Source organism: Aeromonas eucrenophila, from assembly GCF_000819865.1.
GTDB lineage: Bacteria > Pseudomonadota > Gammaproteobacteria > Enterobacterales > Aeromonadaceae > Aeromonas > Aeromonas eucrenophila.
In genome coordinates this window covers 25,013-44,874 of sequence record NZ_CDDF01000005.1, presented here as the reverse complement: position 1 = coordinate 44,874, position 19,862 = coordinate 25,013, and the positions used below count along the sequence as shown (strand labels likewise).

Below are 19,862 nucleotides of genomic sequence, written 5' to 3'. Positions count from 1 at the left end.
TTTGGATACTGCTGGCTAGTTGACTGGTTCTATATCTGTTTTGGGCTGCTTGGCGCGGTAGGCATCCATGATGGGAGCCCAATCCATGCCGAGCGATACAGGATATTGCTTGAATAGCTCGCCATATTTTTTGTCAAAATCATCCATGCCATATTGGCGAGCTACCGAGACTTTTTTATCATACCAGTCGTCGGTCACTTCTTCGGCAATACCTCGAGTGAGCAGTAAATCAGGGCTAACCCTAAAACCCTGCAGAAGTACCTCAAAGTAACCTCCGGGAGCTAACCCAAAATAGAGCCAATGGCGACGCTCAAGCTTGCCATCGACCATGAACTTTTGCCGTATCCATTTCTCCAGATCAGCGGGCAAATCGACTTTGATACGGTAGCGCTTACGATCATGAAACGAGACAATCTCAACCACGGCTTTATCAGGTACAGATACTCCATCTGTAGGGAGACCCCCACCACCAGCCCAGTAATAACGTTGCCCCTTAATACGATCAGCTAACAGGCCCCCCCCACCGCCACCAGCCAAGCGGTCAGCATAAATTTGCTTTCCACCACGATAAAACTCTGTCTTGGTATTTTTGGTGCTATCGATATTACTACCCGTGCCATAAATCCAATAGATTGGCTCTACCGCAGCAACTGTCAGCGACCAAAAAAAGCAGCCTAGGATCAACAATCGTTTTGGCATCATTACCCCTTGTTCCCTATCAGCGTCCGTCTCTCCTTGCTGATACTTGATTCGGATTTATTGATATCAGCAGGATTAGCAATACCCTGGTTACTAGCGCTATGATGCAAATAATCACGGCGCAAGGCACGGTATATATTTGAGGATAAATTATGGGCTAAATCATCTGCTACCGCTTGTTTTATGGCTGATTGTGCCCAAAGCTGGTCCAGAGCTTTCAAGTCAACTGCTGGCCGTTTTGGTGAGAGTGATTCAAGTTGTAATGCCCTATCGTCAGGTTTCCATTCATTAAATGGGACCCCCACAGCACGCCCTGCCTCCACCATCATATGTAGTGGGATACGGGAATATTCCCCCTCCACAACCCTATTCATTAACACTTCAACATAGACTGATTTCTTGCCTGGACCAGAACTGTTTTTCCCCTCCGGGCGACGAAAAGAATAAGGTTTCAGACTAATAAATCCCAAAGGTGGTACTGCACCACGAGATAATTTTTGATGAATTTCTTCCACCCACCCCTTAGCTTTTTTTTCTTCGGCATAAGCTTTGGCTTTAATATATGCACTGCTCATAGTGTCTGGGATATCGACGCTTTCCACGCTCATGAAACGTTCTAGTTCGATACACTCAATCAGAGCGGGATCGCTATTGGGATTACCTAGGCTCCATCGGCTATAGTAACCTCCCCCTATATCGGAGTGAGCCCCCGGTAGTGCCATCTCGGTAAAATTAGCCGGAATATTACTACCCGTTACATCTGTGATACGGTATAATGGAAAATGCTTTCGCACCTCATCCTGCGCCGTCAAGTGTACCACTCGTTGCGCACAATCAGCCTTAAGATTGACGTTGACCCTGGAGTTATAAGAGGAAACGACGGTATCGAACAATCCAACAAAGGTAAAGCGTACATCGTTCCGACTAGCCCAATCAAAACCAGCCTTTAACCGAATAGAGGGGGTGTTAGCTACAGCCTTAGCCAGAGGGTGAATGGCCTTCTGGTCGAGTGTATTAACAAAGTGGCGAGCTGCTGCTGCACCACGACTAAAACCAAACACATCAAACTCAATACGACCAATATTGTCGATCTCGGGCAACACCCGTCCCAGATCAAGCTGGATACTTTCGATAATCTTGATTTCGCAAGCTAATGTCACTTTTCCAATGATGGAGGTATCTTCCCCACCGAAGTCGAGATCCAGTCCTTGGGTCAGGGTATCGTCCGAACGATATTCAGGACCATTGTCTCCCGCAATTGGATCTCGAGTCCCAATACCACTGATATAGCTGTGAGCGACCAGAGCTCCAGCCGTTATGTCATATTGCTCAAATAGCTTACCCACATTGGTCACATCATTGGCCGAACTCCCTTCGACCGGGCTTTGGCCCATTTGGCAAGCACGCAGTTCCTTTTCCCGCTGGTGTGGATCAGAGCAAGTCTCCAGTAACCACTGCTCTACCTTTTGCAACCCGGCCTGAGCATTACGAGTATTGTTGCCGGTACCATCGAAGAATACCCCGATCCGCAGAGTATTGATTTGATAGCCTTTCACTTCAATTACATAGGAGTGCTTGGTAAAGAAGCGTGCATTGCCTGCCTTGCCCTTCTGGTGAGCCTCCGGCAGCGGGGTTGAAGGTTCACTCTCGCAGAGGTCCCCTGTGGTGACCCTGATATGCTCCCGTTTGGAATTCTCATATCCAGATAGCTTGTCGGTATAGGCAGGGACTTCGCTCAATTCTCCTTCTTTGAGCCTTTCTCGAGATTGCGCCGCCTTGAGCCAGGGTTGGGTCTCTATTTTCACGTCCACGGGACCCACCGCAAAACCGCGCACCAAGGTAGGTCCGTCTTTCAGTGTGACTGTCTCTGACTTGCCTGTCTCGTCAGTCAAGATGGCCTTGAGCCCCTTGAACGACTGATTGTGTTCATCACGAACATCGATCTCTATCCAGTTCTCGTAACGCTCACAAGGGATGCAATGGGGATCTGCCGCCATCAAGAAACTCCTGTCTTCGCTTGATACTTGTGCAGCCAGTTGGCCACCTGAGACATCTCATCATCGGTCAACATCAAGGGAGCCCGTATGCTGTCAAGGGGCAGACCCACCTGCAAGGTCAAGGCGCCAGCCACCACACCGTCAAGCACATCCTCTTTCAGGCATGCCAGGTTAGCTGCGTTGAGCACAGGCAGGATAGCGTCTTTCGGGTCTGGATGAAGTTCCATCATACCTGTCATGGTCTGCCAGAAACGCCGGCGCAAGATATAGGCATGACGATTTTCGTCGTAGAGCGCGGCCAGATGATGTGCCCGGATATGGAGCCAGGGGATCTGCGATGCTGGCTGGAACTTGGCATCCGGTGTACGCATGAAGGCCTCCCCATGGATCCACAAACCAGTACAAGGCCCCAGCACACTGTCGAGCTCATCGGGTGTCATGGCGTTGAGCATTGGCTGCAAAATACAGGGATCCGAGAAGCGAAACCAGACCGCCTCCCCCTCACGGATCGCCTCAATCAGGCTCTGCCAATGACGCTGCACAATCTCGATGGGCTGATCGCAAATCAGGCCAAAACCCGTTGGGGAAGGATGAGTTGCAACAAATGCCGCAGAAGGATCAGGCAGCAACCAGGGGCCAGATTCAAGTTGATCTTCAAACGGTGTACCGGCAAACAACGGGATGGCATTTTCCCCGTCAGAAGAATAGAAATCAGCCACGGCAGACGGAGCCAGCGCCCCATCCATGACAACATATCGCTTGCCAGACAGCCCACTTTTGAACCATTCGGATAGCGTCATAAGACGGTGACCTCAATCAGCCGCTTGATCCTGCCCCTGTTGTCCGAAGCATTGTCTGAGGTCGGAATTGTGCTGAGCAAGGCATCAAACTCCTCACTCGAGGAGGTAACCACACGATCGACTCTGAGGCGGGTCTTGGTTGGGAAGAGCATTTCCGCCTCTCCCTTGAAATGAGCAGCCTCGCCCAACAGGCGGCCACTATGGCCAGCAGGCAAACTGATCCTCAACAGGCTGTCATTGACCCAAGCCTTATCCGGTGAGGTACTCATAAATCCAGCCTCAGTGATCACCTTGCCTACTCTCGTGAACTCCTCCTTCAAGGCTGCGAGTTCCGGTTTGTCCAGTGCTAACCCCCGGTACACGAATTGCAGTTCGGGTGATGGAGGTTGCTTTGCAAGACCGGTTTCCACATCCGTTACATAGGCCTGCATACCCTGATTAAACTCGGCCTCGGATGTCGGCTCGTGATTCAGATAACTGCGACTAAGCAGGGTATCGACAGCCTCCTGCCGCTTGTAGGGACGTCCACGCAGATAGCTGTTAAGCAGGGTGTAACCCTGCGCCGAGTAATACCGGAGAGCTTCATCTGACTTGGAAATCTCTACCGTCGCCCATTTCTTGGCAGGCTTAGCACCAGCCCCTTTGGAAACCACAGGTGGAGGCGGTGGTGGAATCGATGGTCCCCCAGCAGGCGCGGGAGGCGCGGGAGGCGCCGATGGTGGTGGAGGCTTGGGGGTCGATGCCAGTGGGCAAGGCTTGGCCAGCGGCGCCATGGACTCCATGCTTTTTTGAATGGTTGGAGCAGGCAAAGTTGCCGGTGGCGGCGCCACCACTTCCACCTCGCCGGGCTGGACTGGCATCTGCCCAGCCCAGCCGGAGCCTACCCCCGGGCTGCCGCCGGAGTTCATCTTGATGGATCCACCGCTGAGGGTGACGCCGCTCGGGTCTATCTTGACAAAGCTCCCCCCCACTTTCAGGGTCAGCTCTGAGCCCGCTTCCATCACTATCTTCATGCCCGCCTTGTGATGCACTTCGCTGCCCGCCTCCACCAGCAGGGATTGCCCCAGTTTCTGGTGCATGGACGCATCCACGGTGAGCGAATAGTCACCCTTGATGTGATCCCGCTTCTCACCATTCACCGTGAGATGGTCATTGGCCTTGATGCGGGTCACCCGCTCATTGTCGATGTCCCTGTGCTCGTCGTGCTTGATGTGCCAGGCCGTATCCTTCTCGATGAGCAGGTTCAGGTCTTTCTGACCGTGGATATAGATCTCTTCCTTGCCCGCCTGATCTTCGAATCTCAGCTCGTTGAAGCCTTCCCCCTGATGGGTTTCGGTGCGCAGTACTGTGCGAGTCTTGTTGGCCGGCAACTCATAGGGGGGGCGGTTGGTGGCGTGATAGGTACGGCCCGTGATAATCGGCTGGTCCGGGTCCCCTTCTAGGAAGGAGACAATCACTTCGTGGCCGATGCGTGGAATAGTCATCATGCCGTACTGACCGCCGGCCCATCCCTGGGAGACACGCACCCAACAGGAACTCTGGTCGTTGCTCGAGCCGTAGCGGTCCCAGGGGAATTGCAGCTTCACCCGGCCGTGCTCGTCGCAGTAGATCTCTTCCCCTTCCGGGCCCACCACGATGGCGATCTGCGGGCCGTCCACCATGGGCTTGTGGGGCGCCTGTGGGCTGCCGATGCGTGCGCGCCAGGTGGTACTCCCCTTCACCACTCCGAATTCGTTGTGGTAGACAGTCGGGCCGCTGCCCCCCTCCTCTTCCAGCGCCTGGGGCTGCGAGCCGGTGTGACTGATGCGCACGACTTGCCAGTCGGCGTTGAGCGCCCCGTTCGGGTGTTCGGTGAGGGAAAACGTCTGACCCGGTAGCAGCGCCGCACAGTTGGATTTGCCCTGGCCGGTGACGGCGTCATTGCGCAGGGCATCGAGCCTGTGCTGGGCAAAGGCTTTGCCGCTCGGGTCCAGCTTGTAGCGGCCCGGATAGTCGAAGTGCTGATAGGTATCGCGCTGATGGGACAGCTCGGCGCCAAGCTTCTTGTGGGAGAGGCCATAGGCCGGGGTCTTGAAGCTGTAGTCCTTGAGCTCCACATCGCTCGGGCGCACTGCCTCCCGGTAGTGGAACTGGCGCACATAAGCGCCCTGCTCCAAGGAGCGGTTGCCGAGATTGAAGAAGAGCTCGGGGCCGGCAGTCAGCGCTGCGGCATCGTCGGCAAACACCAGCCGGTGTTTGCCCTGCTCGAACTCGTGGAAGTAGAAGAGCCCCTCTTCCGCGGCGAGGCGGTTCAGGAACGCGAGGTCCGTCTCCCGGTACTGGACGCAGTACTCCCGCTTAGCGTGCTCGTTCTTGAGCGCAAAGGCGTAGTCGGTGATGCCATGCTCTTGCAAAAGAATACTGAGGATTTCGTCCGGCTTCTGGGCCTGGAAGATGCGCGAATTCTGACGAAGGGAGAGCCGCCACAGGGCCGGTTGCACCAACAGCTGGTAGCGGGTGCGGCGAAAGCCACTGTCCCCCTGGGCAAAGTCGCTCACCACACCGCAGACCCGCCGCTGCAGCTCACCGTTGTACCACACCATCAGCTCGCAGGGTTGGTCCAGCACGGCGCCAAAGTCGACGTCCGACTGGGGGCTGGCGAGTTCCAGCCTCAGCTGGAAGGGGCCGTTTAACGCATCTTCCAGCGCGAACTCGGCCACCACGAAGGTGCTCTCGGGCAAGGCCCCCACCTTGACGGTGAATTGTAATCCTGTGCTGTCTGCCATCAGTGGCTCCTTATCCTGCCTGCCCGCTGCCCAAGCCGAATGCCATGGTGGGACAGATCACGACTGGCCTCTGTTGTGCTTTGCCATCCGGCCCGCCCGACCAGATGGCAAAACACAAAAGCTCCAACCGGCCAGGACAGGCAGGTTGGAGAAAGCTTGCACAGGCCTGACTTGGCAGTCAGGCCCAGAAATGCACTACAAGGAATAGCTCGATAACACCGAGGATTAAGCCTCGATGGGCGCGCGCCAGTCATCGGCACCGGAAGTGCCGGCAACGGTGTGCTCCCAGTCGATCTTGCGGTAGGCCAGGGAGACCTGGATCAGCTGGGTGAAGTCGGACTTTGCCGGATCCTGGCAGTGCGGCATCTGGCAGTCGATGTCGACTATGGTGGCGTCGGTCAGCACGGTCGAGAAGAAGTGTTCCTGCTTGCCCTCGACCGAGGTGCGGTACCACTTCAGGGTCACTGTCGGCAGCATCTCGCCGGAAGCCAGGGAGTTGTACATCAGCGGTACGGCTTTGTTCAGCGCGACGGTGAACTTGAACGGCTTGTGGACACGCTGGCCGGCAGGTTGGCCGGATTGCGGATCAGTCGGCACTGTGACGACGTGTTGGAATTCCTGAACCAGCATCTCGTCTTCATGGCCCTGCACGAAGATGTTGCCGACGGAGTCAGAGGTGAAGGCACCGGCGGTGATGTTGCCCTGAGTTTTACCTTCGATGCTGATATAACATGGAGTTGGCATGGGTATGCTCCTGATGGGTTGAACGGTAATGACACTCGACCGAAACCCTTAGCAGTGACCATGCCACTCATTTTTATTGATATATTTCAATGTGTTACTAGCAAACCCTGCGCAATCATCAGCATGAATGGCGCAACAAGTTGTGTCTCACCCTCTTTTAAACCACCAATGATTGCCCAGGCGGCATAAAACTCTGAATTGCGCGCCATTTTTTGCTCCATAAAGACGAGATCACTACTTCTCATCCACATTGACCAGAGACGCCAGCTCGACATTCAATCTGACGACCCCCTGCTTGAGGGCCCAGGAGATGGCCTGGCACTTGCTGCTCGCCCCCAGCTTGGTGACCACGTTGTTCAGATGAAACGTCACAGTACGCGGGGTGATCCCCAGGATCTGGGCGATGTCACTCACCTGTTTGCCCTCCGCCGCCCAGCGGCACACTTCCAGCTCGCGCAGGCTCAAGGCATCGTGGGGCGACAGACCCACCAGGCATACCCGGGCAACGGCCTCGAAGATATGCATGGATAACCAGGTGAGAGAAGGGGTAACGGCCAGCCACTGCTGACTGCTGCGAGGTTCGCGGCTGATCAGGGAGAGCAGGCCTACATGGCCATTGGCACCGTGCCAGGGGAAGGTGATGCCATCGCGCAGCCCTGCCTCCTGGGCCAGCGTCATGACCGCCAGACTCTGCTCATCGCAGGCTCCCTCGCTCATGAGGTCCGCCCACAGGATAGGGGTACTCTGCACCATGCCACGCAGCACCACGGGATCGATGGCCAGGAAATTGGCCCGGGTATAGGCATCCACCCAGGCCTGCGGGCAGCCGTTGAAGATGATGACATCCGGCCGTTGTATGGTATTCGGGAAAATCAGCGCCAGACGAAAATGATCGAACCCCATTTGCACCGTCAGCTTGCGCAGCAAGGCCACTATGGTGCCTTCATCGCCGGCTCGGTCGAACTGGGAGATGAGGTCTAATGCGTCAGTTGTATCCATGTCACGATGTCGCTTGGAAAGGGTAGCTCTATTGTTCAACAGAAAACCCAATGGGCGCTGAATCGCATGTTAACAGGTTGAAACAATTGAGATACAAAAAATAAAGAACAAGTTATTCAGCTACTTGGAGTACATAAATGCGTAATCATGTCGGACGAGGACAATGCTCATCAAATCCTCTAAAACACCAGTTATTACATGATTAATAAGGCATTATATGATTTATCTCGATAATCATGCATAAATTCAATGTGTTAAAAGCACAGATGCCAGCATAGTCAACTGCCACTCCTCAACTGACATGAGGATCTCTGGCGTGGGCAAGGCGAGGCTGCTGGCCCTGGCAGCCCGACTCTTAGCCAAGTACACCACGCCCTATTGTTGCAAAACGTCTCCAGACCGACGGGGAAAGCCAGGACCCGGAAGTCGCCGCCAAGATGGCTGGCGATTGCCCACGTTCGCTCTCTGATTATTCTTCTGATTTATGACTATCGAGCCATCATTCATACCACGAATGATGGGCCCTATTCTGGCGGTATCGAGCAGGTTTTTCCCTGGATGGACTGGCCATAGGGCCCTTCATCGTGCCTGCTGGCAATCCTTCTGGATGGGTGTCTTGCGAACGTGGAAGCGGTAATAACTCACCAGATGGCTGATGAGAAAGAGTCCCTCCATCAGGGCCGTCACGGGGGCGCCCATCAGCAGGATGCTGACCAGCCACTAGAGGGGAGTTAGCAGTATCCAGCACCGCCGCAGGTTGTCATTCAGGCAGAAGGCGGCTCAGGTTTGCAACAGGCTGGCCAGCAGAGGGAGCAACACCAACGGGTACGCACCAGAATTTTCAGACACAAAAAAGCCCAACCGATTCAATCGATTGGGCTATATAAATGGCGGAGGAGGTGGGATTTGAACCCACGGATGGTCGCCCATCGCCGGTTTTCAAGACCGGTGCATTCAGCCGCTCTGCCACCCCTCCGCAGCAGTGCGCAGAATATTACCCATCGCGATCTGGCTTGTAAATCCCCGCCCTGACTGTTTGCCGATTTATTGGGCTAAATGACGCATAAAACCCGTAAATTGGGCACAAGCCGTGCTTTTTAAGCCGGACAACTTGACTTGAAAACAGACTCAACCACTATAGTGGCCTCCACGATATTCCCAGCAAGTTGGACCTATGAGAATCAAACATGCCCTGATCGCCGCCTTGACTGGCGCGACCCTGCTTGCGGCGCCGCTGCAGGCGAGTGAGCTGACCAAGACGGATGTCGAGCAGATAGTGCGCGACTATCTGGTGAAGAACCCGGAAATACTGGTCGAGATGTCCAACGCCCTGCGCGCCAAGCAGGAGAGCCAGCAGTCCGCCAACGACAAGTCGCTGATCGAGGCTCATGCCAAGCAGCTCTATTCCAACAAGGATCCTGAAAGCGGCAACCCCAAGGGCAGCCTGACCGTGGTCGAGTTCTTCGACTACAACTGCGGCTACTGCAAGCGCGCTCATCCGCTCATCCAGCAACTGCTCGGCGAAGACAAGGAGATCCGCTACATCTACAAGCAGTTCCCCATCCTGAGCGAGACCTCCTACTACGCCGCCCGCGCGGCGCTGGCGGTACAGCTCGGCCAGCCCGACAAGTACCAGGCCTTCCACGACAAGCTGTATGCCCATCAGGGCCCGTTGTCCGACGAAGCCCAGGTGAAAGCCGTCGCCAAGGCCGCCGGGGTGGACTGGAGCAAGGTCGAGGCGAAGATCAAGGATGGCAGCATCGATCAGAACCTTGGCACCAACCGGGCCCTGGCCGAAGCCATGAGCATCTCGGGCACGCCGGCCTTCATCATCGGCGATCAGATCCTGCGTGGTGCCCCGCGCGATCTGGCCAGCCTGCAGGCCATCATCAAGGACGTGCGCGCGGGCAAGAGCATTCAGTAATCCTGCCCGCCCCCATAAAAAACGCCCCGCAATGTCGGGGCGTTTTTTATTCATGCTGCAAACCATCAAGCCTGATAGGCCGTCGCGAGAAGCGGTCAGCAAGGCGAAGAGCTGCGCATGACCCTTGATCACGGCTTCGCAGCAGGACCATAGCCATTCGGGTTCTGGCTTTGCCAGCGCCAGGTGTCCACCATCATCTGCTCCAGCCCACGCATCGCTTGCCAGCCCAGCTCGTCACGGGCCAGGGTAGGTTCGGCCCAGCATTCGGCGATGTCGCCGGGGCGGCGGGGCTTGATCTGATAAGGGATGGGGCGACCACTGGCCGCCTCGAATGCACGGATCATCTCCAGCACCGAGTAACCCTGGCCGGTGCCGAGGTTGTAGGTAAACACCCCGGTGTCGCTTGCGATGCGTGCCAGCGCCTTCAAGTGGCCGATGGCGAGATCCACCACGTGGATATAGTCGCGTACCCCGGTGCCGTCCGGCGTCGGATAGTCGTCACCGAATACCCCCAACTCCTTGAGCTTGCCCACCCCGACCTGACTGATGTAGGGCAGCAGGTTGTTGGGGATGCCGTTGGGATCTTCGCCGATGAGACCGCTCTGGTGGGCGCCGACTGGGTTGAAGTAGCGCAGCAGGACGATGGCCCAGCGCGGATCGGATTTGGCAAGATCCCGCAGTATCTCCTCCACCATCAGCTTGGAGCGACCGTAGGGGTTGGTGGCGCCGGTAGGGAAGTCTTCCCGCAGCGGTACCGAAGCCGGATCCCCGTACACGGTAGCCGAGGAGCTGAACACCAGCCGGAACACCCCGGCCATGGCCATCTCCTCGCACAGCACCAGGGTACCGGTCACGTTGTTCTGGTAGTAGGTGAGCGGGATCTGGCTGGACTCCCCTACCGCTTTCAATCCGGCAAAGTGAATAACCGATTCGATCCTGTGCTTGGCGAACAACGCCTGCAGGCAAACACGGTCGAGGATATCCCCCTCGACGAAGGTGACCGCCTTGCCGGTGATCCGCTCGACCCGCTTGAGGGATTCCGGCGATGCGTTGGAGAGGTTATCCAGTACCACCACTTGCTGCCCGGCCTCCAGCAGCTCCACCAGGGTGTGGGAGCCGATGTAACCGGCGCCCCCCGTGACCAAGATTGTCATTTTTTATCCCGTGCTCCGTTGAAACTGGGCCAAGTGTACCCGCCCGGTTTCAACGGGAGAAGACAGGGATGCTCATGGCGCCATCAATAGTCGAGGCTGACATCCCCCTTGGCGATGCAGGAGCAGGCCAGCGCCACCCCGTTTTCGAGATCCTGCGCGCTCAGCGTCATCACGCTCTGGCGCTCTATCTCACCGGTGGTGGTGCAGCGGCAGGAGCCGCACACCCCGGCGCGACAGGCCGCCATCATGGTCTCCCCCGCCCCTTCCAGCGCGGCCAGCAGGGTCTGTCCCGGCTGTATCTTCACCTTCTTGCCGCTCTTCTTGAGGGTCAGCCAGAAATGGTCGCCGGCGGCCGCAACCGGCGCCGCTCCTGATGCAACAGAAGGCAGGCCAAACGACTCCTGATGCAGTTGATCTGCCGGCAGCCCCAGCGCCGTCAGCATGGTGCAGACCGCCGTCATGTAAGGCGCCGGCCCGCACAGGTAGGCGTGGCGGCTGAGCAAGTCTGGCGCCAGCTCTTTGAGCATCTCCGGACTGAGCCGACCAACCCAGGGGTGAGTCTCGGGGGCTTGCTCCAACACCAGCCCATGGCGCACACCGGGATGTGCCTCTGCCAGGGCGGCCAATTCACCCGCGAAGATCACATCCTGGGGGGAACGGGCGCTGTGGATGAAGCGAACATCCGCCTCGGGTCGCTTGGCGAGCTCGTCCCGCAGCATGGCCCACATGGGGGTGATGCCGGAGCCCGCGCTCAGCAGCAGCGGTCGCTCGCAGGGCAAGGCGGTCAGATGAAAGTCGCCGAAGGGGCCCTCGACCCGGATCTCGTCCCCCACCTGGAGGCTCTGGTGCAGATGGTGAGAGACCAGCCCCACGTCCTTGATGGTGACCTGCCAACAGGCATCCTGCGGGCTGGAGGAGAGGGTATAGGCGCGGCACTGGGGCTTGCCGTCTATTTCGGTGTGCAGGGTGATGCACTGGCCGGCCAGCACGGGGGGCAGGTCGCCCGTTAGCGAGGCAAATTGCCAGCTGGTCACATCGTGGGTATCCGCCCGGCGTGCGGTGCATCTGAGCGTGAGAGACGTTGAGCTCATCACTAGGCTCCTCTATCGAATGTAAAAGGTCTGATGAACAGCCTTGTTTGAAAAAAAGGCGAGCCAATCGGCTCGCCAAAGGCTTACAACATGCGAAATGCGTCTGGCCGGAAAAAGCCCGGATCAGGCCGCCAGGATCTCGGCCAGACCGGCTTCGGCCCTGGTGGTGCCCTTGAGACCGGACTATGTCTCCCGCACCTTGATCAAGCAGCCAGGATCTCGGCCAGATCCGCCTCTGCAGTAGTGGTTCCCTTGAGACCGAACTGCTCTTCCAACACCTTGAGCAGGGCCGGGGTCAGGAAGGCCGGTGCGGTCGGGCCGGTACGGATGTCCTTCACGCCGAGCGCCAACAGGGTGAGCAGGATGACGATGGCCTTTTGCTCGAACCAGGAAAGCACCAGGGTCAGCGGCAGATCGTTGACGCCGCACTCGAACGCCTCGGACAGCGCCAGCGCGAGCTGGATGGCGGAGTAGGCGTCGTTGCACTGACCCACGTCCAGCAGGCGGGGGATGCCGCCGATGTCGCCAAAGTCGAGCTTGTTGAACTTGTACTTGCCGCAACCCAGGGTCAGCAACAGGCTGTCCTGCGGAATCGCCTTGGCAAACTCGGTGTAGTAAGCGCGCTCGGCACGGTCGCCGTCACAGCCACCGACCAGGAAGAAGTGGCTGATCTCGCCGGCCTTGACCTTGTCGATCACCGCAGGGGCAGCTTGCATCAGGGCGTTGCGGGCAAAGCCGATGGTGATGAAGTGCTCGAGCTCAACGTGCTTGAAGCCCTCCAGCGCCTGCGCCTTGGCAACCACGACGGAGAAATCTTCCCCTTCCAGGTGGGTCACGCCAGGCCAGCCGACGATGGAACGGGTGAAAATGCGATCGCTGTAGTCGCCCACGTTCGGGTCGATGATGCAGTTGGAGGTCATCACCACGGCGCCGGGGAAGTTCGCGAACTCCTTCTGCTGGTTCTGCCAGGCGGAGCCATAGTTGCCCACCAGGTGCGGGTACTGCTTGAAGAAGGGGTAGGCCAGGGCGGGCAGCATCTCACCGTGGGTGTAAACGTTGATGCCAGTGCCTGCGGTCTGCTCCAGGATGAGCTTGAGATCCACCATGTCATGGCCGGAGACCAGGATGCACTTGCCCGGCACCGGGGTGACGCGGACCTGAGTCGGCTCCGGGTGGCCGAAGGCGGTGGTTTCACCGAGATCCAGCATTTCCATGATCTTGAAGTTCAGCAGACCGATGTCCATTGCGCACTTGAACAGGGGATCCAGATCGCTCGGATCCGTGCCCAGCCAGCTCATGATGCGGTGGAATTCGGCGGCCACGGCGCTGTCTTGCTGATCCAGCACCCGGGCGTGTTCCATGTAGGCGGCGGCGCCCTTGAGGCCGTAGAGGCAGAGCAGACGCAGCCCCATGATGTCTTCGTTGACTTCATGCTTGCCGCGGTTGACCGCGGTTTGCGGTGCATTGGCCAGTTGGGCCAGCAGCTCGTCACCGGGCTCGAAACCGGCGGCGGCGGGCAGTTCGTTCACTTGCACCGCCAGCTCGGCCAGGCGAGCGGCAAGGTGACGACGATGGGCCAGCGCCTGATTGACGTAGGCGACGATGCGAGCCGAGTCGAAGTTGACGTTGGTGAGGGTGGCGAAGAACGCCTTGGGCACGAAGGCATCGATCTCGTCATCGACGATACCGTGCTCGCGGGCGGCCAACGCCCAGGCGCTGAGGCCTTGCAGCGTATAAATCAGCACATCCTGCAGATCCGAGGTTTCGGCCGTCTTGCCGCACATACCTTGCGCGTAAGCGCAGCCATTGCCTGCCGGGGTACGAATTGTCTGTTCACATTGCACACAAAACATCATGCCTCTCCTAATTGGACATTTCAGTTACTTGTTTTGTGGCGATTCTATTCCCCCCGGTAAAAACTTAATAGGCATTCAATTTACCAATTAAGTATTCATTGATGCAGATCAAAAACAAAAAAGCCGCCCAAACAGGGCGGCAAAGGGGTAGATATAGGGGAAAGACGACTCAGGCTTGCAACAATATTCGAGCACAACAGGGGCGGATCAGCCTTAATTATGCTGCATCCAGCCCCTTTGACGTCAGGCCAGATAGGCTCGCAGCATCCAGACCAGCTTTTCCTGCTGCTGCACGTAGTCGGAGAGGATGGAGGCCGTGCCCTCGTCACCGGCCTCGGCGGCCTGCCCCAGGATGCGGCGCTGGGCCACCAGCAGCTCGCGGAAGCTCTCCAGCAGGGACTCGACGCAGGCGCGGCCATCGTGCAGCCCCTTCTGCTCGGGGATGGCGGAGACCTTCAAGTAGTCGCTGAAGCTGTGCATGGGCACCCCGTCCAGGGTGAGGATACGCTCGGCCAGGGCATCGACTTTGAGCAGCAGATCGTTGTAGATCTCCTCGAACTTCAGGTGCAGTTCGAAGAACTGGTTGCCGCGGATATTCCAGTGGAAGCCGCGCACGTTCATGTAGAGGATCTGGTAGCTGGCCAGCAACTTGTTCAGCTCGGCGGCCAGGGCTTGCGATTGGACGGTATCAAGACCGATTGGGCTCTTCATCATTTACCTCCAGGTGGACATCAAATTCGGGAACAGGGCTAGAATATCCCCGTATAGACTCAAAGGACAATCGTCTGTGCCTTGCCCATTGATAGCGAATGACTATCGTCAGCGGGAAAAGCACATGCTTTCATCGCTCAAGCCGCTCGATATAGAGGATCACCTCCCCCAGGTGAATGCCGAACTTGCTGATCTCGGCACGATTGATCAGGCGATCTTCATCCAGCAGATACATCCAGTCATCGAAACTGACCCTCACTACCTCCCCGTCCGGCAGGGCAAGATCGAGTTGATAGCGCCAGTTGAGGGCAAAGCCTGCCGTCTTGCCCACCGCCTCCCCCACCACATCCGAGGCGGTGCCGCGCCAGTGTCCGTCCGCCCCCTTGTTCAAAAACCAGGTGCGGGTCTGCCGGCGGCCGTCGTCAAAATAGAACTGCTCGAACAGCTCCCCCTTGCCACCCTGCCAGCGCCCCTGCATCTCGACCCGAAAGCGACTGGTCACTTCGCCGCTACGGTCGGTCACCAGGCCGTGAGCCACGAGCTTGCCATTGAAGAAACGGGCGAGATCCCAGTTCGGGCCCTGCCCTCTATAGTCATCGAGGCTGGCGCCACAAGCTGCCAGCAGCAACAGTGGCCACAGCAGCAGAATGCGCCATGTGCGGTAGAGAGGCATGAGGGACTCCGGTATCAGGGTTGGCCGCGCAGGCGGCGGGTGAGGGCGGGATCGCGGCTGTTGTCTGCCAGCCAGATGGCCAGAAACGCGGCCGGGAACTGAGGATCAGGCACGGTGCCCAGCGGCTTGTCTCGCCACCAGAAGTGGCCAAGCCCGGCGTCATCCACGTAGAAGGTCAATGCATCCCCCGAGCTCACATCCGGCCACAGGGTCGCCAGCTGTTGCAACCAGCGGCGTCGCTGATCCTGGTTGCCCACCCCGAGTCGCTGCCACTCCTGCCCGGTCGCGGCGAGCAGGTCCTCTCGGGAAATGGACTTGGCATAGGTGATGGTCAGGGCCTGCGGATAGTGCTGCGGGCGATAGTGGCCCGTCTGGCTGTAGAGGGTCGCGTCGTAGAGCTTGAACCAGAGCCAGTGCATCTGCCCCTGACCGACGGTGCGCAGTCGCTGCCAGGGGAGCGTTTCCGCATTGGCGGCGAGTGGCCAGCACAGCGCCCAGATCAGCAGGCTAGTTCCAGCCCATGTGCCAGCGGGTGGGATCTTCCAGCTCATGCCAGTTCATCTCCTGTTCCTGCAAGGTGTTGATATCCTGCAACACCACGCGAGCCAGCAGCCCCTGCGCATCCCGCTGGCAGGAGACCACCAGATAGAAGTGCGCGTTTGGCCCTTGCTGGCCCTCCCTGGTCCACTTCGAAAACAGCAGCGTATCGGTCGAAAAGGTGCTCATCTTGGCTCACCCTCCAGCTTGACCATTACCCACAGCAATACGGGTAACCACCACACCCAGATCAGCGCCAATGTGAGGGCGCTGATCCCGATGCCCCATGACAAGTGTACCGATCCCAAGGCGGCTCCCGCCACATAGGAACCCGTTCCCCCCACCATGCCGAGCAGCCCCTGCTGCCAGCGGGGCAACACCAGCAACCAGCGCAGCCCCTGGCCCAGGGTCATCGCAAATCCGAGCCACAGCAGCTCCAGCCAGAGGGGAAAGCCATGGGGAAACTCGAACAACCCGAGCCGCCACAGCAGGGCATCGAGCAGGCAACCGGCCAGCGCCAGCGGCCATAACCGCAGATCCCCTCGGGCATCCGGCGAGCAGAGCAGATGCAGCCCCAGCAGCAACAGCAGCGGGCCCGGCTGCTGCCATACCACCGCCAGCCACCAGTAGAGGTTGAACCCCAGCAGTTGCAGCCAGCCCCGCATGATTTAAGGGAAGTTCACGGGCCTGTCCCCCGACCAGCCGTCCGGTCCAGGCTTGGCGGCTTCCAGCTGCACCAGGCTGATGGCTCGCTCCCAGAAGCCCCCCTCGCAATAGGCGAAATAGAAGTGCCACAGCCGGATGAAGTCCTGGCTGTAGCCGAGCCTCGGCAGCTCGGGGGCCAGCGCCAGGAAGCGCTCGCACCAGTGGGCCAGGGTGCGGGCGTAGTGGTGACCATGATCATGCAGGCGCACCAGTTGCATGTCGGTCTCCCGGGCCAGCAGTCCCGCCATCTGGGAGACACTCGGCAAACAGCCGCCGGGGAAGATGTAGCGCTGGATGAAGTCGACGCTGCGCACATACCGGGCGTGGCGCTGATCGGCGATGGTGATGGCCTGGATCAGCAGGCGGCCGCCGGGTTTAAGAAGGCGAGATAATTGCCTGAAATAGTCTGGTAAAAAGGCATGACCCACTGCCTCTATCATCTCGATGGAGACCAGCTTGTCGTAGCGCCCTTCCAGCTTGCGATAATCCTCCAGCAGCAAGGTGATGCGATCTTCGAGCCCCGCCGCCGCAATCCAGTCGCGGGCGTGATCGTGCTGGGCCTGGGAGATGGTGGTGGTTGTGACCCGGCAGCCGTAGTGGCGGGCGGCGTAGATGGCAAGCCCGCCCCAGCCCGTGCCGATTTCCAGCAGGTGATCATCCGGCCCCAGTGCCAATCGTTCGCAGATGGTCCTGAGCTTGGCCTGCTGCCCCTCCTCCAGAGTGGCATCCGCGGCCGGGTAGATGGCGCTGGAATACTGCATGTGGCTGTCGAGAAAGCCCTGATAGAGCCGGTTGCCGAGGTCGTAGTGCGCCGCGATGTTGACCCTTGAGCCGGTCAGAGTATTGCGGCTACCCCAGTGCCGCAGCCTGTTGAGCGGAAAGCTGAGCCAGCCAAATCGCCGCTCCAGCCGATCGAGCATCCCCATGTTGCGGGCCAGCAGCCGCACCAGGGTGACCGGTGCCTGGCTGGTCCAGAGCCCCTCCACCCAGGTCTCCCCCGCCGCTATGCTGCCCCCCAGCAGGAGCCGTCGGTAGAAGGCGGGATCCAGTACCACCACCTCGGCCTGCAGATCCGACCCAGGCTCCCCGAAGGTGAGGCTCGCCTCCCCGTCACGCAGCAGCAGCTGACCATGTTGCAGGTGCCCAAGCAGCCGGAGCACCAGTTGCCGCGCAAAGCGATCGAGCAGGGGGATGGAGGTTGTGAGTTGCACCAGTTCCATTAGTGAGTCTCCGGGTGGGTAAACAGCGGGATCCGCTTGATGAAGAGCCGCAGCGCCTGCCAATAGATGCCGAGCAGCACTCGCATGGTCATCCAGGGCCAGCGCAGCAACAGCATGCCGAGCCCCCGCTTGGACAGTGGCGCGCGGGCCAGTGCCAGGGTGGCATCGAACAACTTGGGATCGCCGCTTTGGGGATGACTCTCGATGTGGATCAGGGTCTCCTCCCTCGGCGGGCGAATGCGCCAGTGATAGCGCATGGCCAGCGCCATGAAGGGGGAGACGTGAAAGTCCTTGTCGTGGGGCACCAGCGCCGCCAAATCCAGCAGATAATAGTGGCGCTCGTTCCAGGGGGTGTTGGAGACCTCGGCCAGCAGATAGCGGGCGTCGCGCCCCTGATAGCAGAAGTAGAAGTTGACCGGGCTGAAGTAGAACCCGAGGCAGCGTACATTGCCCAGCAGCAATACCCTGCCCCCTTGGGCCGCCCCTCCCAGCTCGCCCACCTTGTCCCATACCGCCTGCTTGAGCGGCCCCCGCGTCCCGCGCAGGTAATCGCCACGACGAAACGAGAGCAGGCCGGCGCGCTCGACCCCGAACCAGGGGCCCAGCTGCAAGTCGGACAACTCGTCCAGATCCAGTCCCAGCATGAACAGAGGGTAGGAGAAAGCATGGGGCCTGGGTGCGAAGCGGCGATGGCGCACCGCCCCTTGCCAGATGCCGCTGATGAGGGCGGCGCTCATAACTCGGCTCCGAAGCGACGGGTCACATCCAGGGCGCTGCGCACCCCATCCTCATGAAAGCCGTTGTACCAGTAGGCGCCACAGAAGTGGGTATGCCGTTGCCCGCAGATCTCGCCGCGCGATGCCTGCGCCGCCAGCGCGGCCTCGTTGAACACGGGGTGATGGTAGACGAAGCGCCTCAGCACCTTGCGCTCATCCACCCTGCCGGCGGGGTTGAGGCTGACGCAAAACTCGCGGCTGGATTCAAGCCCCTGCAGGATGTTCATGCTGTAGGTCACCAGGGGCCTCGCCTGCTCGTCGTCGCCGAGCTGATAGTTCCAGCTGGCCCAGGCCTGACGCCGCTTGGGCAAGCTGGCGACGTCGGTGTGCAGCCAGACATCGTTGGCCTGATAGACGATGCCCCCGAGGATCTGCCGCTCCCGCTCAGTGGCATCGGCAAGCAGGGCCAGCGCCTGATCGCTGTGGCAGGCCAGGATCACCTCATCGAACTGCTCCTCGCCGCGGGCGCTCCGAATCAAGACGCCACTGCTCACCCGCCGGATCCCCTGCACCGGGCAGGCCAGACGGATCTGCGACTGCCAGCCGGCGGTGAGGGGGGCTATGTATTCTCGCGAGCCCCCGGGGATCACGTACCACTGGGGGCGATTGCTGACGTTGAGCAGGCCGTGATGGTCGAAGAAACGCAGGAAGAAGCCGAGGGGAAAGGCGCGCATGTCCGCCAGGGTGGATGACCAGATGGCCGCCCCCATGGGCAAGATGTAGTGGCGGGCGAAGTAGTCACTGAACCCGCCCCCCTGCAGGAAGGCCCCCAGGCTCGGCTCCCCGCTTCCCGTCTGCGGTGTAGCCAGCCAGCGGCGGGCCGCGCGGTTGAAGCGCAGGATCTCGGCGATGAAACGGTAGAAACGGGGCCGCAGCAGGTTGCTGCGCTGGGCAAACAGGCTGGCCAGGGAGTGGCCGTTGTACTCCAGCCCCTCGCTCTTGACCGAGAAGCTCATCTCGGTGGGTTGGCGGGCCACCCCGATTTTTGCCAGCAGTTTCAGGAAATTGGGATAGGTTCTGTCGTTGAACACGATGAAGCCGGTGTCGATGGCGTGACTGCGGCCATCCTGGCTGATATCGACGGTGGCGGTGTGCCCTCCCAGCACGGAGGCGGCCTCAAACAGGCTGATGTCATGGTGCCGATGCAGCATGTGCCCGGCCGTGAGTCCCGAGATCCCCGAGCCGACGATGGCGATCCTTCTCTTCATACT

General features: G+C 59.1%; 19 protein-coding genes, 1 tRNA gene and 2 pseudogenes. 1 reads left to right on the top strand and 21 read right to left on the bottom strand.

The window, feature by feature from the left end:
• Positions 1-15 precede the first annotated feature (15 nt).
• The 10 genes and pseudogenes from BN1124_RS04285 to BN1124_RS04250 form a co-directional block, all read right to left on the bottom strand.
• The gene (locus BN1124_RS04285) at positions 16-702 is read right to left on the bottom strand and encodes a DUF2931 family protein (protein ID WP_156128056.1); all 687 of its coding nucleotides are present in this window, start codon (positions 700-702) and stop codon (positions 16-18) included.
• Positions 702-2,696: a phospholipase effector Tle1 domain-containing protein gene (locus tag BN1124_RS04280; protein WP_042639513.1), complete on the bottom strand. Its 1,995-nt coding sequence runs from the start codon at positions 2,694-2,696 to the stop codon at positions 702-704. The genes BN1124_RS04285 and BN1124_RS04280 overlap by 1 nt, the downstream gene beginning before the upstream one ends.
• Positions 2,696-3,496 (bottom strand): DUF4123 domain-containing protein, encoded by an 801-nt coding sequence (locus BN1124_RS04275; protein WP_042639511.1) that lies wholly within the window; start codon positions 3,494-3,496, stop codon positions 2,696-2,698. Before BN1124_RS04275 ends, BN1124_RS04280 begins: the two co-directional genes overlap by 1 nt.
• Entirely contained in the window at positions 3,493-4,269 is a 777-nt protein-coding gene (locus tag BN1124_RS21630; protein ID WP_231553615.1) for an ADP-ribosyltransferase, read from the bottom strand. The genes BN1124_RS04275 and BN1124_RS21630 overlap by 4 nt, the downstream gene beginning before the upstream one ends.
• Positions 4,270-4,350: 81 nt before the next feature.
• Positions 4,351-6,261 (bottom strand): annotated as a pseudogene (locus BN1124_RS04270) (type VI secretion system Vgr family protein); the annotation flags it as partial.
• A 225-nt stretch (positions 6,262-6,486) separates the two neighbouring features.
• Positions 6,487-7,005 carry a type VI secretion system effector Hcp1 gene (hcp1, locus tag BN1124_RS04265; RefSeq protein ID WP_042040620.1) on the bottom strand — a complete coding sequence of 173 codons (519 nt, stop codon included), beginning with the start codon at positions 7,003-7,005 and terminating at the stop codon, positions 6,487-6,489.
• Between the two features lie 86 nt (positions 7,006-7,091).
• On the bottom strand, positions 7,092-7,250 hold the full coding sequence (locus BN1124_RS21170; protein WP_156128054.1) for a hypothetical protein: 159 nt from the start codon (positions 7,248-7,250) through the stop codon (positions 7,092-7,094).
• Positions 7,240-8,004 carry a LuxR family transcriptional regulator gene (locus BN1124_RS04260; protein ID WP_042639508.1) on the bottom strand — a complete coding sequence of 255 codons (765 nt, stop codon included), beginning with the start codon at positions 8,002-8,004 and terminating at the stop codon, positions 7,240-7,242. Before BN1124_RS04260 ends, BN1124_RS21170 begins: the two co-directional genes overlap by 11 nt.
• Before the next feature lie 579 nt (positions 8,005-8,583).
• Positions 8,584-8,829 (bottom strand): annotated as a pseudogene (locus BN1124_RS21625) (YgjV family protein); the annotation flags it as partial.
• A gap of 63 nt (positions 8,830-8,892) precedes the next feature.
• Positions 8,893-8,980: transfer RNA gene (locus BN1124_RS04250), tRNA-Ser, on the bottom strand.
• Positions 8,981-9,178: 198 nt separating this feature from the next.
• Between BN1124_RS04250 and BN1124_RS04245 the strand changes: the two genes are divergently transcribed.
• Positions 9,179-9,928 carry a DsbA family protein gene (locus tag BN1124_RS04245; RefSeq protein WP_042639506.1) on the top strand — a complete coding sequence of 250 codons (750 nt, stop codon included), beginning with the start codon at positions 9,179-9,181 and terminating at the stop codon, positions 9,926-9,928.
• A 128-nt stretch (positions 9,929-10,056) separates the two neighbouring features.
• Here the strand turns inward: BN1124_RS04245 and galE are convergent, their stop codons facing one another.
• The 11 genes from galE to BN1124_RS04190 form a co-directional block, all read right to left on the bottom strand.
• Positions 10,057-11,082: a UDP-glucose 4-epimerase GalE gene (gene galE / locus BN1124_RS04240; RefSeq protein WP_042639504.1), complete on the bottom strand. Its 1,026-nt coding sequence runs from the start codon at positions 11,080-11,082 to the stop codon at positions 10,057-10,059.
• A gap of 83 nt (positions 11,083-11,165) precedes the next feature.
• On the bottom strand, positions 11,166-12,173 hold the full coding sequence (locus BN1124_RS04235; protein ID WP_042639502.1) for an FAD-binding oxidoreductase: 1,008 nt from the start codon (positions 12,171-12,173) through the stop codon (positions 11,166-11,168).
• A gap of 203 nt (positions 12,174-12,376) precedes the next feature.
• Positions 12,377-14,026: a hydroxylamine reductase gene (hcp, locus tag BN1124_RS04230; protein WP_042640826.1), complete on the bottom strand. Its 1,650-nt coding sequence runs from the start codon at positions 14,024-14,026 to the stop codon at positions 12,377-12,379.
• Positions 14,027-14,272: 246 nt separating this feature from the next.
• Positions 14,273-14,740, bottom strand: coding sequence for a Dps family protein (locus BN1124_RS04225; protein ID WP_021140949.1), 468 nt, complete (start codon positions 14,738-14,740; stop codon positions 14,273-14,275).
• Positions 14,741-14,870: 130 nt separating this feature from the next.
• Positions 14,871-15,413 carry a DUF3833 domain-containing protein gene (locus BN1124_RS04220; RefSeq protein WP_042639498.1) on the bottom strand — a complete coding sequence of 181 codons (543 nt, stop codon included), beginning with the start codon at positions 15,411-15,413 and terminating at the stop codon, positions 14,871-14,873.
• A 14-nt stretch (positions 15,414-15,427) separates the two neighbouring features.
• The gene (locus BN1124_RS04215) at positions 15,428-15,964 is read right to left on the bottom strand and encodes a chalcone isomerase family protein (protein ID WP_042639496.1); all 537 of its coding nucleotides are present in this window, start codon (positions 15,962-15,964) and stop codon (positions 15,428-15,430) included.
• Positions 15,921-16,139 carry a TIGR02450 family Trp-rich protein gene (locus BN1124_RS04210; protein WP_033130210.1) on the bottom strand — a complete coding sequence of 73 codons (219 nt, stop codon included), beginning with the start codon at positions 16,137-16,139 and terminating at the stop codon, positions 15,921-15,923. The genes BN1124_RS04215 and BN1124_RS04210 overlap by 44 nt, the downstream gene beginning before the upstream one ends.
• Complete coding sequence (locus tag BN1124_RS04205) at positions 16,136-16,615, bottom strand: DUF2878 domain-containing protein (protein WP_042639494.1); 480 nt, start codon at positions 16,613-16,615, stop codon at positions 16,136-16,138. Before BN1124_RS04205 ends, BN1124_RS04210 begins: the two co-directional genes overlap by 4 nt.
• A 3-nt stretch (positions 16,616-16,618) precedes the next feature.
• Entirely contained in the window at positions 16,619-17,875 is a 1,257-nt protein-coding gene (locus tag BN1124_RS04200) for an SAM-dependent methyltransferase (protein ID WP_042639492.1), read from the bottom strand.
• Entirely contained in the window at positions 17,875-18,612 is a 738-nt protein-coding gene (locus BN1124_RS04195) for a DUF1365 domain-containing protein (protein WP_042639490.1), read from the bottom strand. Before BN1124_RS04195 ends, BN1124_RS04200 begins: the two co-directional genes overlap by 1 nt.
• Positions 18,609-19,859 (bottom strand): NAD(P)/FAD-dependent oxidoreductase, encoded by a 1,251-nt coding sequence (locus BN1124_RS04190; protein ID WP_042639488.1) that lies wholly within the window; start codon positions 19,857-19,859, stop codon positions 18,609-18,611. The genes BN1124_RS04195 and BN1124_RS04190 overlap by 4 nt, the downstream gene beginning before the upstream one ends.
• Positions 19,860-19,862: the final 3 nt, after the last annotated feature.

Excerpts from the sequence above, each read along its gene's own strand:
- BN1124_RS04285 (WP_156128056.1), bottom strand. The coding sequence starts at position 702 with ATGATGCCAAAACGATTGTTGATCCTAGGCTGCTTTTTTTGGTCGCTG.
- BN1124_RS04280 (WP_042639513.1), bottom strand. The coding sequence starts at position 2,696 with ATGGCGGCAGATCCCCATTGCATCCCTTGTGAGCGTTACGAGAACTGG.
- BN1124_RS04275 (WP_042639511.1), bottom strand. The coding sequence starts at position 3,496 with ATGACGCTATCCGAATGGTTCAAAAGTGGGCTGTCTGGCAAGCGATAT.
- BN1124_RS21630 (WP_231553615.1), bottom strand. The coding sequence starts at position 4,269 with ATGGCGCCGCTGGCCAAGCCTTGCCCACTGGCATCGACCCCCAAGCCT.
- hcp1 (WP_042040620.1), bottom strand. The coding sequence starts at position 7,005 with ATGCCAACTCCATGTTATATCAGCATCGAAGGTAAAACTCAGGGCAAC.
- BN1124_RS21170 (WP_156128054.1), bottom strand. The coding sequence starts at position 7,250 with ATGAGAAGTAGTGATCTCGTCTTTATGGAGCAAAAAATGGCGCGCAAT.
- BN1124_RS04260 (WP_042639508.1), bottom strand. The coding sequence starts at position 8,004 with ATGGATACAACTGACGCATTAGACCTCATCTCCCAGTTCGACCGAGCC.
- BN1124_RS04245 (WP_042639506.1), top strand. The coding sequence starts at position 9,179 with ATGAGAATCAAACATGCCCTGATCGCCGCCTTGACTGGCGCGACCCTG.
- galE (WP_042639504.1), bottom strand. The coding sequence starts at position 11,082 with ATGACAATCTTGGTCACGGGGGGCGCCGGTTACATCGGCTCCCACACC.
- BN1124_RS04235 (WP_042639502.1), bottom strand. The coding sequence starts at position 12,173 with ATGAGCTCAACGTCTCTCACGCTCAGATGCACCGCACGCCGGGCGGAT.
- hcp (WP_042640826.1), bottom strand. The coding sequence starts at position 14,026 with ATGTTTTGTGTGCAATGTGAACAGACAATTCGTACCCCGGCAGGCAAT.
- BN1124_RS04225 (WP_021140949.1), bottom strand. The coding sequence starts at position 14,740 with ATGAAGAGCCCAATCGGTCTTGATACCGTCCAATCGCAAGCCCTGGCC.
- BN1124_RS04220 (WP_042639498.1), bottom strand. The coding sequence starts at position 15,413 with ATGCCTCTCTACCGCACATGGCGCATTCTGCTGCTGTGGCCACTGTTG.
- BN1124_RS04215 (WP_042639496.1), bottom strand. The coding sequence starts at position 15,964 with ATGAGCTGGAAGATCCCACCCGCTGGCACATGGGCTGGAACTAGCCTG.
- BN1124_RS04210 (WP_033130210.1), bottom strand. The coding sequence starts at position 16,139 with ATGAGCACCTTTTCGACCGATACGCTGCTGTTTTCGAAGTGGACCAGG.
- BN1124_RS04205 (WP_042639494.1), bottom strand. The coding sequence starts at position 16,615 with ATGCGGGGCTGGCTGCAACTGCTGGGGTTCAACCTCTACTGGTGGCTG.
- BN1124_RS04200 (WP_042639492.1), bottom strand. The coding sequence starts at position 17,875 with ATGGAACTGGTGCAACTCACAACCTCCATCCCCCTGCTCGATCGCTTT.
- BN1124_RS04195 (WP_042639490.1), bottom strand. The coding sequence starts at position 18,612 with ATGAGCGCCGCCCTCATCAGCGGCATCTGGCAAGGGGCGGTGCGCCAT.
- BN1124_RS04190 (WP_042639488.1), bottom strand. The coding sequence starts at position 19,859 with ATGAAGAGAAGGATCGCCATCGTCGGCTCGGGGATCTCGGGACTCACG.